The organism is Micromonospora sp. KC213, from assembly GCF_004348325.1.
GTDB lineage: Bacteria > Actinomycetota > Actinomycetes > Mycobacteriales > Micromonosporaceae > Micromonospora.
Map to the genome: position 1 here is coordinate 15,644 of NZ_SMKF01000064.1, position 14,249 is coordinate 29,892.

The 14,249-nt window shown below is 72.5% G+C and carries 12 protein-coding genes and 1 pseudogene; all 13 read left to right on the top strand.

Annotation, left to right across the window (positions count from 1 at the left end; genetic code table 11):
* The first annotated feature begins 23 nt into the window (after nucleotides 1-23).
* The gene (locus E1166_RS15205) at nucleotides 24-950 is read left to right on the top strand and encodes an aspartate carbamoyltransferase catalytic subunit (RefSeq protein WP_132264491.1); all 927 of its coding nucleotides are present in this window, start codon (nucleotides 24-26) and stop codon (nucleotides 948-950) included.
* Entirely contained in the window at nucleotides 947-2,224 is a 1,278-nt protein-coding gene (locus E1166_RS15210) for a dihydroorotase (protein WP_132339480.1), read from the top strand. The genes E1166_RS15205 and E1166_RS15210 overlap by 4 nt, the downstream gene beginning before the upstream one ends.
* Nucleotides 2,221-3,369 (top strand): glutamine-hydrolyzing carbamoyl-phosphate synthase small subunit, encoded by a 1,149-nt coding sequence (carA, locus tag E1166_RS15215; RefSeq protein WP_132339482.1) that lies wholly within the window; start codon nucleotides 2,221-2,223, stop codon nucleotides 3,367-3,369. Before E1166_RS15210 ends, carA begins: the two co-directional genes overlap by 4 nt.
* Nucleotides 3,362-6,745, top strand: coding sequence for a carbamoyl-phosphate synthase large subunit (gene carB, locus E1166_RS15220; RefSeq protein ID WP_132339484.1), 3,384 nt, complete (start codon nucleotides 3,362-3,364; stop codon nucleotides 6,743-6,745). Before carA ends, carB begins: the two co-directional genes overlap by 8 nt.
* Entirely contained in the window at nucleotides 6,742-7,773 is a 1,032-nt protein-coding gene (locus E1166_RS15225) for a quinone-dependent dihydroorotate dehydrogenase (RefSeq protein WP_132339486.1), read from the top strand. The genes carB and E1166_RS15225 overlap by 4 nt, the downstream gene beginning before the upstream one ends.
* 46 nt (nucleotides 7,774-7,819) lie before the next feature.
* Entirely contained in the window at nucleotides 7,820-9,094 is a 1,275-nt protein-coding gene (locus tag E1166_RS15230; RefSeq protein WP_132339488.1) for an adenosylmethionine--8-amino-7-oxononanoate transaminase, read from the top strand.
* A 91-nt stretch (nucleotides 9,095-9,185) separates the two neighbouring features.
* Complete coding sequence (gene pyrF, locus E1166_RS15235) at nucleotides 9,186-10,019, top strand: orotidine-5'-phosphate decarboxylase (protein WP_132339490.1); 834 nt, start codon at nucleotides 9,186-9,188, stop codon at nucleotides 10,017-10,019.
* 170 nt (nucleotides 10,020-10,189) lie between these two features.
* Nucleotides 10,190-10,507 carry an integration host factor, actinobacterial type gene (mihF, locus tag E1166_RS15240; protein WP_088962722.1) on the top strand — a complete coding sequence of 106 codons (318 nt, stop codon included), beginning with the start codon at nucleotides 10,190-10,192 and terminating at the stop codon, nucleotides 10,505-10,507.
* Nucleotides 10,508-10,533: 26 nt separating this feature from the next.
* Nucleotides 10,534-11,067 carry a guanylate kinase gene (locus E1166_RS15245; RefSeq protein WP_132339492.1) on the top strand — a complete coding sequence of 178 codons (534 nt, stop codon included), beginning with the start codon at nucleotides 10,534-10,536 and terminating at the stop codon, nucleotides 11,065-11,067.
* Between the two features lie 47 nt (nucleotides 11,068-11,114).
* Complete coding sequence (gene rpoZ, locus E1166_RS15250; RefSeq protein WP_007075826.1) at nucleotides 11,115-11,378, top strand: DNA-directed RNA polymerase subunit omega; 264 nt, start codon at nucleotides 11,115-11,117, stop codon at nucleotides 11,376-11,378.
* A 15-nt stretch (nucleotides 11,379-11,393) separates the two neighbouring features.
* Nucleotides 11,394-12,602: a bifunctional phosphopantothenoylcysteine decarboxylase/phosphopantothenate--cysteine ligase CoaBC gene (coaBC, locus tag E1166_RS15255; RefSeq protein WP_132339494.1), complete on the top strand. Its 1,209-nt coding sequence runs from the start codon at nucleotides 11,394-11,396 to the stop codon at nucleotides 12,600-12,602.
* Nucleotides 12,603-12,702: 100 nt separating this feature from the next.
* Nucleotides 12,703-13,893 carry a methionine adenosyltransferase gene (gene metK / locus E1166_RS15260; RefSeq protein ID WP_132339496.1) on the top strand — a complete coding sequence of 397 codons (1,191 nt, stop codon included), beginning with the start codon at nucleotides 12,703-12,705 and terminating at the stop codon, nucleotides 13,891-13,893.
* A gap of 59 nt (nucleotides 13,894-13,952) precedes the next feature.
* Nucleotides 13,953-14,249: pseudogene (locus E1166_RS15265) on the top strand (primosome assembly protein PriA); the annotation flags it as partial.

Below are 14,249 nucleotides of genomic sequence, written 5' to 3' on the forward strand. Positions count from 1 at the left end.
GTCGCGAACGAAAGGCCGGTCCTGTGATTCGGCACCTGCTCTCCGGGGCCGACCCGGACCTGGCCACCGCCACCCAGATCCTCGACACCGCCGCCGAGATGGCCACCGTCGCCGGCCGCGAGGTCAAGAAGCTGCCGGCCCTGCGCGGCCGGACCGTGGTGAACCTCTTCTACGAGGACTCCACTCGCACCCGGATCTCCTTCGAGGCGGCGGCCAAGCGGCTCAGCGCCGACGTCATCAACTTCTCCGCCAAGGGCTCCAGCGTGGCCAAGGGGGAGAGCCTGAAGGACACGGCACTCACCCTGCAGGCGATGGGCGCCGACGCGGTGGTCGTCCGGCACCCCGCCTCCGGTGCCCCGCACCGGCTGGCGCACTGGGTGGACGGGTCGGTGGTCAACGCCGGCGACGGCACCCACGAGCATCCGACCCAGGCGCTGCTCGACGCGTACACGATGCGGTCTCGGCTGGGTCGCCTCGCCGGCCTGCACGTCGCGATCGTCGGGGACGTGCTGCACTCCCGGGTGGCCCGCTCCAACGTGCTGCTGCTGTCCACCCTCGGCGCCAAGGTCACCCTGGTCGGCCCGCCGACCCTCATCCCGGTCGACATCGCCGCCGCGCTCGCCCCCGGCACCCTGGTCTCGTACGACCTCGACGCGGTGCTGCCGAACGTGGACGTGGTGATGATGCTGCGGGTGCAGCGGGAACGGATGAACGACTCGTACTTTCCCTCCGCCCGGGAGTACGCCCGCCGCTACGGGCTGGACGGCCCGCGGATGCGCCGGCTGCCGGACCACGCGATCGTCATGCACCCCGGCCCGATGAACCGGGGCATGGAGATCACGCCCGAGGTCGCCGACTCGCCCCGTTCCACCATCGTCGAACAGGTCGCCAACGGGGTCTCCGTGCGGATGGCCGTCCTCTACCTGCTGCTCGGAGGGAACAACCTGTGACCCCGTACCTGATCAAGGGCGTGAGCGTCGTCGGCGCCGCGCCGACCGACCTGCTGATCCGCGACGGCGTCGTCGCGGACGCCGGCGCCGGCCTCACCGCGCCGGACGCCACCGTGCTCGACGCGACCGGGCTGGTCGCCCTGCCCGGCCTGGTCGACCTGCACACCCACCTGCGCGAGCCGGGCCGGGAGGACGCCGAGACCGTCGAGTCCGGTTCCCGGGCGGCGGCGCTCGGCGGTTACACCGCCGTCTGCGCGATGGCGAACACCTCCCCGGTCGCCGATACCGCCGGGGTGGTCGAGCAGGTCTGGCGGCTCGGCCGCGAGGCCGGACTGGTGGACGTGCAGCCGATCGGGGCGGTCACCGTCGGCCTGGCCGGCGAGCGGCTGGCCGAGCTGGGCGCGATGGCCGACTCCGCCGCGCAGGTGCGGATCTTCTCCGACGACGGGCACTGCGTGGCCGACCCGAAGCTGATGCGCCGGGCGCTGGAGTACGTCAAGGCCTTCGACGGGATCATCGCCCAGCACGCCGAGGAGCCCCGGCTCACCGAGGGCGCGCAGATGCACGAGGGTGAGGTCTCCACCCGGCTCGGCCTGATCGGCTGGCCGGCGGTCGCCGAGGAGGCGATCATCGCCCGGGACGTGCTGCTCGCCGAGCACGTCGGCAGCCGGCTGCACGTCTGCCACGTGTCCACCGCCGGCAGCGTCGAGGTGCTGCGCCAGGCCAAGGCGCGCGGGGTCCGGGTCACCGCCGAGGTCACCCCGCACCACCTGCTGCTCACCGACGTCAAGGCCGAGACCTACGACCCGGTGTACAAGGTCAACCCGCCGCTGCGTACCGCCAGCGACATCGCCGCCCTGCGCGCCGCGTTGGTCGAGGGTGTCATCGACGTGGTCGCCACCGACCACGCCCCGCACGCGGTGGAGGACAAGGAGTGCGAGTGGGCGTACGCCCGGCCGGGAATGCTCGGCCTGGAGACCGCGCTGTCCATCGCCCTCGACGTGCTCGGCCCCGAGTGGGATCTGATCGCCGAGCGGATGTCCCGCGTCCCGGCCCGGATCGCCGGGCTCGACGGGCACGGCGTCGACCCGGCGCCCGGCGTACCGGCCAACCTCACCCTGGTCGACCCGGCCGCCCGTCGGGTCGTCGAGCCGGCGGAGCTGGCCAGCCGTAGTCGCAACACCCCGTACGCCCGCATGACGCTGCCCGGTCGCATCGTGGCGACCTTCCTGCGCGGCGAGCCGACGGTCCTGGACGGAAAGGCTGTCAAGTGAGTGTCAAGCGTAGAAGCGCCATTCTCGTCCTGGAGGACGGGCGCACGTTCCACGGCGAGGCGTACGGCAGCGTCGGTGAGACCTTCGGCGAGGCGGTCTTCAACACCGGCATGACCGGCTACCAGGAGACCCTGACCGACCCGTCGTACCACCGCCAGGTGGTGGTGCAGACCGCGCCGCACATCGGCAACACCGGCGTCAACACCGAGGACGACGAGTCGTCCCGGATCTGGGTCGCCGGGTACGTGGTGCGTGATCCGGCCCGGATCGGCTCCAACTGGCGGGCCACCGGCGGGCTGGAGGACCGCCTCGCCGCCGAGGGCGTGGTCGGCATCAGCGGCGTGGACACCCGGGCGCTCACCCGCCACCTGCGCGAGCGGGGCGCGATGCGGGTCGGCATCTCCAGCGTCGACGACGACCCGCGCGCCCTGTTGGCCCGGGTCCGCCAGTCGCCGCAGATGGTCGGTGCGGACCTGTCCGCCGAGGTGACCACCGCCGAGCCGTACGTGGTGCCGGCGCAGGGCACGCACCGGTTCACCGTCGCCGCCCTGGACCTGGGTATCAAACGCAACGTGCCGCGCCGGCTCGCCGCGCGCGGGGTCACCACCCACGTGCTGCCGGCCGGTTCCACCCTCGACGACCTGCTCGCCACCGGTGCCGACGCGGTCTTCTTCTCGCCCGGCCCGGGCGACCCGGCCACCGCCGACGGCCCGGTCGCGTTGGCCCGGCAGGTGCTGGGCCGGCGGATCCCGCTGTTCGGCATCTGCTTCGGCAGCCAGATCCTCGGTCGGGCGCTCGGTTTCGGCACCTACAAGCTCGGCTACGGCCACCGGGGCATCAACCAGCCGGTGCTCGACCGGGCCACCGGCAAGGTCGAGGTGACCAGCCACAATCACGGCTTCGCGGTGCAGGTGCCGGGCGCGCAGGCCGGGACCGTGGTGCCCGATCAGGTGATCGAGACCGAGTTCGGCGGCGTCCAGGTCTCGCACGTCTGCCTCAATGACAACGTGGTCGAGGGGCTGCGGGCCAAGGACGTGCCCGCCTTCACCGTCCAGTACCACCCGGAGGCGGCGGCCGGCCCGCACGACGCGGACTACCTCTTCGACCGCTTCGCCGAGCTCATCGAAGGCGGAAAGAATGCCTAAGCGCACCGACCTCAACCACATCCTGGTGATCGGCTCCGGGCCGATCGTCATCGGTCAAGCATGCGAGTTCGACTACTCCGGCACCCAGGCATGCCGGGTGCTGCGCAGTGAGGGGATCCGGGTCAGCCTGGTCAACTCCAACCCGGCCACCATCATGACCGACCCGGAGTTCGCCGACGCGACCTACGTCGAGCCGATCACCCCCGAGTTCGTCGAGCTGGTCATCGCCCGGGAACGCCCCGACGCCCTGTTGCCCACCCTGGGCGGGCAGACCGCGCTGAACACGGCGGTCGCCCTGCACGAGGCGGGTGTGCTCGACAAGTACGGCGTGGAGTTGATCGGCGCGAACATCGAGGCGATCCACCGCGGCGAGGATCGGCAGCTGTTCAAGGACATCGTCGCCAAGGCGGGTGCCCGCCTCGGCGTCGAGGATCCCGCCGCGCTGGTGCCCCGCTCCCGGGTCTGCCACTCGATGGCCGAGGTCGAGGCGACCGTGGCCGAGTTGGGGTTGCCGGTGGTCATCCGGCCGTCGTTCACCATGGGTGGCCTCGGTTCCGGCATGGCGCACACCGACGAGGACCTGCAGCGCATCGCCGGCGCCGGCCTGGCGGCCAGCCCGGTGCACGAGGTGCTCATCGAGGAGAGCGTGCTCGGCTGGAAGGAGTACGAACTCGAACTGATGCGCGACCGCCACGACAACGTGGTGGTGGTCTGCTCGATCGAGAACGTCGACCCGATGGGCGTGCACACCGGCGACAGCGTCACCGTGGCCCCGGCCATGACGTTGACCGACCGGGAGTACCAGCGGCTGCGGGATCTCGGTATCGCGGTGCTGCGCGAGGTCGGGGTGGACACCGGTGGCTGCAACATCCAGTTCGCGGTCAACCCGGTCGACGGCCGGATCGTCGTGATCGAGATGAACCCCCGGGTGTCCCGTTCCTCGGCGCTGGCCTCGAAGGCCACCGGCTTCCCGATCGCCAAGATCGCCGCGAAGCTGGCCATCGGCTACACCCTGGACGAGATCCCGAACGACATCACCCGCAAGACCCCGGCGGCGTTCGAGCCGACGCTGGACTACGTGGTGGTGAAGATTCCCCGGTTCGCGTTCGAGAAGTTCCCCGGCGCGGACCCGGAACTGACCACCACGATGAAGTCGGTCGGCGAGGCGATGAGCCTCGGTCGCAACTTCACCGAGGCGCTCAACAAGGCGATGCGGTCGATGGAAACCAAGTCATCGGGTTTCTGGACCACTGCGGACCCGGCGGGGGCCACCAGGGCGAACACTCTCGACGCGCTGCGGACGCCGCACGACGGCCGGCTCTACACCGTCGAGCGGGCGCTGCGCCTGGGCGCCTCCGTCGTCGAGGTGGCCGAGGCGTCCGGGATGGATCCGTGGTTCCTGGACCAGATCGCCGGGCTGGTCGAGCTGCGCGCGGAGATCGTGGCCGCGCCGGTGCTCGACGCGGACCTGCTGCGCCGGGCCAAGCGGGCCGGCCTGTCCGACCGGCAGCTTGCCGCGCTCCGCCCGGAGCTGGCCGCCGAGGACGGGGTACGCACCCTGCGGCACCGGCTGGGCGTGCGCCCGGTCTACAAGACGGTGGACACCTGCGCCGCCGAGTTCGAGGCGACCACCCCGTACCACTACTCGACCTACGACTCGGAGACCGAGGTGGCGCCCTCGGCGCGGCCGAAGGTGATCATCCTGGGGTCCGGGCCGAACCGGATCGGCCAGGGCATCGAGTTCGACTACTCGTGCGTGCACGCGGTTCAGGCGCTGCGCGCCGCGCCCACCGGTGGCGTGGTGGCGGCCGGCGCCGCCGGCACCGGCTTCGAGACCGTGATGGTCAACTGCAACCCGGAGACGGTCTCCACCGACTACGACACGGCCGACCGGCTCTACTTCGAGCCGCTCACCTTCGAGGACGTGCTGGAGGTCTGGCACGCCGAGGACTCCTCCGGGAAGGCGGCCGGCGGGCCCGGCGTGGTCGGGGTGATCGTCCAGCTCGGCGGGCAGACCCCGTTGGGCCTGGCGCAGCGGCTCAAGGACGCCGGCGTGCCGGTGGTCGGCACCTCTCCGGAGTCGATCCACCTGGCCGAGGAGCGGGGCGCGTTCGGCGCGGTGCTGGCCCGGGCCGGGCTGCGCGCCCCGGCGCACGGCACGGCCACCTCGTACGACGAGGCGAAGGCGATCGCCGACGAGATCGGGTACCCGGTGCTGGTGCGGCCGTCGTACGTGCTCGGCGGGCGGGGCATGGAGATCGTCTACGACGACGCCACGCTGCGCGACTACATCGGCCGGGCCACCGACATCTCCCCGGACCACCCGGTGCTGGTCGACCGGTTCCTCGACGACGCCATCGAGATCGACGTGGACGCGCTCTGCGACGCCGACGGCGAGGTCTACCTGGGCGGTGTGATGGAGCACATCGAGGAGGCCGGCATCCACTCCGGCGACTCCTCCTGTGTGCTGCCGCCGATCACCCTGGCCGGCTCGCACCTGACGCAGGTGCGCCGCTACACCGAGGCGATCGCCCGTGGGGTCGGGGTACGGGGCCTGCTCAACGTCCAGTACGCCCTCAAGGACGACGTGCTGTACGTGCTGGAGGCCAACCCGCGTGCCTCCCGTACCGTTCCGTTCGTCTCCAAGGCCACGGCGGTGCCGCTGGCCAAGGCGGCGGCCCGGATCGCGCTCGGCGCCACCATCGCCGAACTGCGGGCCGAGGGGATGCTTCCGCCCGCCGGGGACGGCGGCGTGATGCCGGTCGACGCCCCGATCGCGGTGAAGGAGGCGGTGCTGCCGTTCAAGCGGTTCCGCACCCCGTCGGGCAAGGGCGTGGACTCGCTGCTCGGCCCGGAGATGAAGTCCACCGGTGAGGTGATGGGCATCGACACCGGTTTCGGGCACGCCTTCGCCAAGTCGCAGGCCGCCGCGTACGGCTCGCTGCCCACCGCTGGCCGGGTCTTCGTCTCGGTGGCGAACCGGGACAAGCGCGGGATGATCTTCCCGATCAAGCGCCTGGCGGATCTGGGCTTCGAGATCGTGGCCACCACGGGCACGGCGGAGGTGCTGCGCCGGCACGGCATCGCCTGCGAGCAGATCCGCAAGCACTACGAGTCCGGCGAGGGCGACGACGCGGTGTCGATGATTCTCGGCGGGGACGTGGCGCTGGTGGTGAACACCCCGCAGGGTTCCGGCGCGAGCGCCCGCTCCGACGGGTACGAGATCCGCAGCGCGGCGGTGACCACGGACATCCCCTGCATCACCACGGTTCCCGGTGCCGCGGCGGCGGTGATGGGGATCGAGGCGCGGATCCGCGGCGACATGCAGGTCCGCCCGTTGCAGGAGCTGCACGCCGCCCTGCGAGCCGGCGAGTGATGTTCGAGCAGACCCTCCGGCCGCTGCTGTTCCGGATCGGCGGCGGCGACGCCGAGACGGCGCACGAGTGGACCCTGCGGCGGCTGGCCGGGCTGTCCCGGCGGCCGGCCGCGCTGGCCGCGCTGCGTGCCCGCTACCTGGTGCGGGCGCCGCGGACCGTGTTCGGGGTGGAGTTTCCGAACCCGGTCGGGCTGGCCGCCGGGATGGACAAGAACGGTGTGGCGCTGCCGGCCTGGCCGGCCCTCGGGTTCGGCTTCGTCGAGGTCGGCACGGTCACCGCGCACGGCCAGCCGGGCAACCCCCGGCCCCGGCTGTTCCGGCTGCGCGACAGCGCGGCGGTGATCAACCGGATGGGGTTCAACAACGCCGGCGCGCAGGCCCTGGCGGGCCGTCTGGCGGCGCTGCCCCGCCCGCTCGGGGTGCCCCTGGGCATCTCGCTGGGCAAGTCCAAGGTGACCCCGCTGGACGAGGCGGTCGAGGACTACCTCACCTCGTACCGGGCGCTGCGCGCGCACGGCGACTACTTCGCCGTCAACGTCTCCTCGCCGAACACCCCCGGCCTGCGCAGCCTGCAGGACAAGGCGCACCTGGACGCGCTGCTGGCCGCTCTGGTGGGGGAGAAGCCGGTGCTGGTGAAGATCGCCCCGGACCTCACCGAACCGGCCATCGCCGAGCTGCTGGAGGTTTGCCTGGCCCGGGGCGCGGCCGGGGTCATCGCCACCAACACCACCCTGTCCCGCGACGGCCTCGCCCCGGCCGACCGGGACCGCGGCGCCGAGACCGGCGGGCTCTCCGGCCGGCCGCTCACCGGGCGCGCCCGGGAGGTGGTCGCCTTCGTGCACCGCGAGACCGGTGGGCGGCTGCCGGTGATCGGGGTGGGCGGCATTCTCGATCCGGACGACGCGGCCCGGATGTTCGACGCCGGTGCAAGCCTGGTGCAGCTCTACACCGGCTTCATCTACCGGGGTCCGACACTGGTCCGGGCCGCGGCGCGCGCGGCGGCCGCCGCCGGCGCCACGGTCGGGTGAGGCGGCCGGCCCGGCCGGCGGCCGTCGAGGGCACGAGGGAGGGCACGTGACGCCCGAGGAGATCCTGGCCGCCGACCGGGCGCACGTGTGGCACCCGTACGCGGCGCTGCCGCCGGCCGCGCCGCCGTACGTGGTGCGCGGCGCCGAGGGCGTACGGCTGCGGCTGGCCGACGGCCGGGAGCTGGTCGACGGCATGTCGTCCTGGTGGGCGGCGATCCACGGGTACCGGCACCCGGTGCTCGACGCGGCCGTGGTGGAGCAACTCGGCCGGATGAGCCACGTGATGTTCGGCGGGCTCACCCACGAGCCGGCCGTCCGGCTGGCGCGCACCCTGGTCGAGCTGGCCCCCGACGGCCTGGAGCACGTCTTCCTGGCCGACAGCGGGTCGGTCGGCGTCGAGGTGGCGGTCAAGATGTGCCTGCAGTACCAACGCGCCACCGGCCGGCCGGAGCGCCGCCGGCTGGGCACCTGGCGGGGTGGGTACCACGGCGACACGTTCCACCCGATGAGCGTCTGCGACCCGGTGGGGGGGATGCACCACCTCTGGGGCGACGTGCTGCCCCGGCAGGTCTTCGCCCCCGCCCCGCCCGGCGGCTTCGACGACGCGCCCGACCCGGCGTACCTGGCGGCGCTGACCGGCGCGGTGGAGCAGCACGCCCACGAGTTGGCCGCGGTGATCGTCGAGCCGGTGGTGCAGGGCGCGGGCGGGATGCGTTTCCACCATCCGGGCTACCTGCGGGCGCTGCGTGAGGTGACCCGGGCACACGGGGTGTTGCTGGTCTTCGACGAGATCGCCACCGGCTTCGGTCGCACCGGCGCGATGTTCGCCGCCGAACACGCCGGGGTGAGCCCGGACGTGCTCTGCGTGGGCAAGGCGCTCACCGGCGGCTACCTGACCCTGGCCGCGGTGCTCTGCACGGCGGAGATCGCCCGGGGCATCTCCGCGGCCGGGGTGTTGGCCCACGGGCCGACCTTCATGGGCAACCCGCTCGCCTGTGCGGTTGCCAACGCCTCCCTGGGGCTGCTGCGGGCCGGTGACTGGGCCGCCCAGGTGTCCCGGGTGGGGGCGGCGTTGCGGGCCGGTCTGGAGCCGTTGCGGGGCGCTCCCGGGGTGGCCGACGTGCGGGTGCTGGGCGCGATCGGCGTGGTGCAGCTCGACCACGAGGTGGACATGGGGGCGGCGACCGCCGCGGCCGTGGCCCAGGGGGTGTGGCTGCGCCCGTTCCGCGACCTGGTCTACACCATGCCGCCGTACGTCACCGACGACGCCGACGTGGCCCGGATCGCGGCCGGGATCGCCGCGGCGGTGCAGGCCGGCTGAGCCGGCCGCGGCGACGGTCCCGGGCGGGGCCGGCGCGGGCAGGACGGGGTCGGCGGGTGCCGGTCCCGCAGCGAAGTGAGGAGAGGGACGGATGGAGACCTTCGGCGCCCGGCTGCACCGGGCCGTTGCCGAGCGGGGACCGCTCTGCGTGGGCATCGACCCGCATCCCGGACTGCTGGCCCGCTGGGGACTGCCGGACGACATCGACGGGCTGGAGCGTTTCTCCCGGACGGTGGTCGAGGCCCTCGGTGACCGGGTCGCGGTCGTCAAGCCCCAGTCGGCCTTTTTCGAGCGCTTCGGTGCCCGGGGTGTCGGAATTCTTGAGTCAACTATCCGACAGTTACGCGAATCCGGTGTGCTCGTTCTGCTCGACGTGAAACGCGGCGACATCGGTTCGACCGTCGCCGCGTACGCCTCGGCGTACCTCGACCCGGCCGCCCCGCTGTACGTCGACGCGGTGACCGCCAGCCCCTATCTGGGCGTCGGCGCGCTGGCCCCGATGTTCGAGTTGGCGGCGGCGCACGGCGGCGGCGTCTTCGTGTTGGCGCTCACCTCCAACCCCGAGGGGGCGTCGGTGCAGCGGGCCCGCACCGCCGACGGCCGCACCGTGGCGCAGACCGTCATCGACGAGATTTCCCAGCTCAACGCGGGTGCGCAGCCGTTGGGAAGCTTCGGGCTCGTGGTGGGGGCGACGGTCGGCGAGACCGGCCACGACCTGTCCCGGGTCAACGGTCCGCTGCTCGCCCCCGGGCTCGGCGCGCAGGGCGCGACGGCCGCCGACCTGCGCCTGGTTTTCGGGCCGAGCCTGCCCTCGGTGCTCCCGTCGTACTCCCGCGAGGTGTTGGGAGCGGGCCCAGATCCGGCCGCCCTGCGGGCCGCCGCGGAGCGCGTGCTGGCCGACTGCCGGGCTGTGCTGGCTGACTGACGGCTCGGTCACTTTACGTTGATCTTCGCGCGCCCACGTTGCCGAAAGCTCCGGCGACCGCTAGTTTTCCCCGCGCTGGTAACCATGGACCCCTTTGGTTGTCAGCGTCACCACGTTTCACAGAGCGGCGGTGCGTTCCGCCCGTCGCGATAGGGACCTGAGGAGAACTGGTGCCGCTCCCGTCACTGACCCCTGAGCAGCGCGCTGCCGCGCTGGAGAAGGCCGCGGAGATCCGCAAGGCCCGTGCTGAGCTGAAGGAGCAGCTCAAGCAGGGCAAGACCACCCTCGCCGCCGTCCTTGAGCGGGCCGAGTCCGACGACGTCGTCGGCAAGCTCAAGGTCTCGGCCGTCCTGCAGGCCATGCCGGGCATCGGCAAGATCCGGGCGACTCAGATCATGGAGAAGCTCAAGATCGCCGACAGCCGTCGCCTGCGTGGCCTGGGCGAGCAGCAGCGCAAGGCGCTGCTTGGAGAGTTCGCCGCGAACTGAGCTCCGCCACCGTGTAGAAACAAGCGGTGAGCACGGATGACGAGACGCGCCCGGCGGCTCGACCCACCGTCCTGACCGGACCGTCCGGTGCCGGTCGGGACGGTGTGGTCGAGCGGGTCCGGGCGCGTTTTCCGTCCGTGTGGGTGCCGGTGCCGGTGACCACCCGGCCGCCGGGCACCGGCGAGCGCGACGGTGTCGACCGGCACTTCGTCACACCGGCCGAGTTCGACCGGCTGGTCGCCGGCGGAGAGTTGCTGGAGTGGTTCCGGATGGGACCGCACCTGCGTGGCACACCCCGTGAACCGCTGCGGACCCGGCTCGCGCAGGGGCGGCCGGTGCTGCTCCCACTCGACCTGCCCGGTGCGCTCGCCGTGCGGGCGGTGCTGCCCGGCGTCGACCTGGTGCTGCTGTCGCCGCCGGGGTGGCGTGCCTCACCGGCGGTCGCCGAGGCCGTCGCACACACCGTGGTCCACGGCCTGACCGAGCAGGCCGTAACCGAGCTGGTAGGCTTGCTCGGTTCTTCCTATCTGGCTCCCGCTCGGCCGCCCCTGCGCGGTTGAGCGACCAGCCGCGCTCGCGCGGACACTTCAGACGCAGAGGGTATTTCGTGGGATCCATCGCCAACCCCGAGGGCATCACCAACCCGCCGATCGACGAGCTGCTCGAGAAGACCACCTCGAAGTACGCGCTGGTCATCTTCGCCGCCAAGCGTGCGCGTCAGGTCAACGCGTACTACAGCCAGCTCGGTGAGGGCCTGCTCGAGTACGTCGGCCCGCTGGTGGAGACGACCCCGCAGGAGAAGCCGCTCTCCATCGCCATGCGCGAGATCAACGCCGGCCTGCTCACCGCCGAGCCGACCGACCAGCCGTAACACCGCCGCGCGTCGATGTCCGCCGAGATCGTCCTGGGGGTCGGTGGCGGCATAGCCGCCTACAAGGCGTGCGAGCTGCTGCGGCTGTTCACCGAGTCCGGACACCGGGTCCGGGTGGTGCCGACCGCGTCGGCGCTCCGTTTCGTCGGGGCGCCGACCTGGGCGGCGCTCTCCGGCCAGCCGGTCGCCGACGACGTGTGGTCCGACGTGCACGAGGTGCCGCACGTCCGGCTCGGCCAGCGGGCCGACCTGGTGGTCGTCGCGCCGGCCACGGCGGACCTGCTCGCCAGGGCGGCCCACGGTCTCGCCGACGACCTGCTCACCAACACGCTGCTCACCGCCCGCTGCCCGGTGGTGCTCGCGCCGGCGATGCACACCGAGATGTGGGAGCACCCGGCCACCGTCGCCAACGTGGCCACGCTGCGCTCCCGGGGGGTACGCGTGATCGAGCCCGCCGTGGGTCGGCTCACCGGAGCCGACAGCGGCAAGGGTCGGCTGCCCGACCCGTCGGAGATCTTCGCCATCGCCCGGCGGGCCCTCGCCCGGGGCGTCGACGCCCCGGCCGATCTCGCCGGCCGGCACGTGGTGGTGACCGCCGGCGGCACCCGCGAGCCACTGGATCCGGTCCGGTTTCTCGGCAACCGCTCCTCCGGGAAGCAGGGGTACGCCTTCGCGCGGGCGGCGGTGGCCCGCGGCGCCCGGGTCACCCTGGTCGCGGCCAACGTGGCCCTGCCGGACCCGGCCGGGGTGGATCTGGTCCGGGTCGGCACCACCGAGGAGTTGCGCACCGCCACCCTGGCGGCGGCCGAGGGCGCCGACGTCATGGTGATGGCGGCGGCACCGGCCGACTTCCGTCCGGCGAGCTACGCTTCCAGCAAGATCAAGAAGGTGGACGGCGGCGGTGCCCCGACCATCGAGCTGGTCACCAACCCCGACATCGCCGCCGAGCTGGGCCGGCAGCGCCGGCCGGAGCAGCTGCTGGTGGTGTTCGCCGCCGAGACCGGTGACGCGGAGGCCAACGGGCGGGCCAAGCTGGCCCGCAAGCGGGCGGACCTGATTGTCGTCAACGAGGTCGGCGTGGACAAGGTCTTCGGGGCGGACACCAACGCCGCGACCGTCATCGCCGCCGACGGCACCGTGCACGTCCTGCCCGAACAGGACAAGGAGGACCTGGCCGACGGCGTCTGGGACCTCGTGGTGTCCCGCCTGGCCGACCGGCCCTGAGCAATGGGCGTCGCATGTTCCCGAACCATCCGCTGACCCGGGTGATTAAACTGCCGCGGAGCGACCTTTTCAAAAGAGTTCTCAAGTGCTTAGGAGTGCCGTGACACGTCTCTTCACGTCCGAATCGGTCACGGAAGGCCACCCGGACAAGATTGCCGATCAGATCAGCGATGGCGTCCTCGACGCCCTGCTCGCCCAGGATCCGCACTCCCGTGTCGCGGTCGAGACCCTGATCACCACCGGCCAGGTGCACGTGGCCGGCGAGGTGACCACCAAGGCATACGCCGACATCCCGACCATCGTCCGGGACACCATCCTCGGCATCGGGTACGACTCGTCGAAGAAGGGCTTCGACGGCGCGTCCTGCGGGGTCAGCGTTTCCATCGGCCAGCAGTCCGCCGACATCGCCCAGGGTGTCGACAACGCCTTCGAGCTGCGTACCGGCGCGTCGGAGAGCGCGCTGGACGCACAGGGCGCCGGCGACCAGGGCATGATGTTCGGCTTCGCGTGCTCCGAGACGCCCGAGCTGATGCCGCTGCCGATCGCGTTGGCGCACCGGCTGGCTCGCCGGCTCGCCGCGGTGCGCAAGGACGGCACGATTCCGTACCTGCGGCCGGACGGCAAGACCCAGGTCACCATCGAGTACGACAAACTGCGGCCGGTGCGGCTGGACACCGTGGTCGTCTCCAGCCAGCACGCGGCGGACATCTCGCTGGAGTCGCTGCTCACCCCGGACGTGCGCGAGCACGTTATCGAGCCGGAGCTGGAGGGCCTCGGCCTGGAGACCGAGGGCTACCGGCTGCTGGTCAACCCAACCGGCCGGTTCGAGATCGGCGGGCCGATGGGTGACGCGGGCCTGACCGGTCGCAAGATCATCGTCGACACCTACGGCGGGTACGCCCGACACGGCGGCGGCGCCTTCTCCGGCAAGGACCCGTCCAAGGTGGACCGCTCGGCCGCGTACGCGATGCGCTGGGTGGCCAAGAACGTCGTCGCGGCCGGCCTGGCCGAGCGCTGCGAGGCGCAGGTCGCGTACGCCATCGGCAAGGCGCACCCGGTCAGCCTGTTCATCGAGACGTTCGGCACCGAGACCGTGCCGGTCTCCGCGATCAAGAAGGCCGTCACGGAGGTCTTCGACCTGCGCCCGGCCGCCATCATCCGGGACCTGCACCTGCTCCGCCCGATCTACCAGCAGACCGCCGCGTACGGCCACTTCGGCCGCGAGCTGCCGGACCTGACCTGGGAGAGCACCGACCGGGCCGCCGACCTCAAGTCGGCCGCGGGAGCCTGACCGGCACCAGGCGCGGCGACCGGCGACCCGCCGACGGGTCGCCGGTCGCGCGCGTCTGCGTGGACGTCCCCCTGCCGCACCTGGACCGTCCGTTCGACTACCTGGTCCCCGCCGCCCTGGACGGCGAAGCGCTCCCCGGGGTGCGGGTGAAGGTCCGCTTCGCCGGGCAGCTGGTCGACGGCTGGCTGCTGGAGCGGGTCGCGGAGTCGGCCCACCCCCGGCTGGCGTACCTGGAGAAGGTGGTCTCCCCGGAGCCGGTGCTGGCCCCCGAGGTCGCCCGGCTCGCGCGGGCCGTCGCCGACCGGTACGCCGGCAGCCTCGCCGACGTGCTCCGCCTCGCCGTCCCACCCCGGCAC

What these genes read in the sequence shown, in the direction of transcription:
- coaBC (WP_132339494.1), top strand. Translation starts at nt 11,394, where the DNA reads ATGTCCGCCGAGATCGTCCTGGGGGTCGGTGGCGGCATAGCCGCCTAC.
- carB (WP_132339484.1), top strand. Translation starts at nt 3,362, where the DNA reads ATGCCTAAGCGCACCGACCTCAACCACATCCTGGTGATCGGCTCCGGG.
- pyrF (WP_132339490.1), top strand. Translation starts at nt 9,186, where the DNA reads ATGGAGACCTTCGGCGCCCGGCTGCACCGGGCCGTTGCCGAGCGGGGA.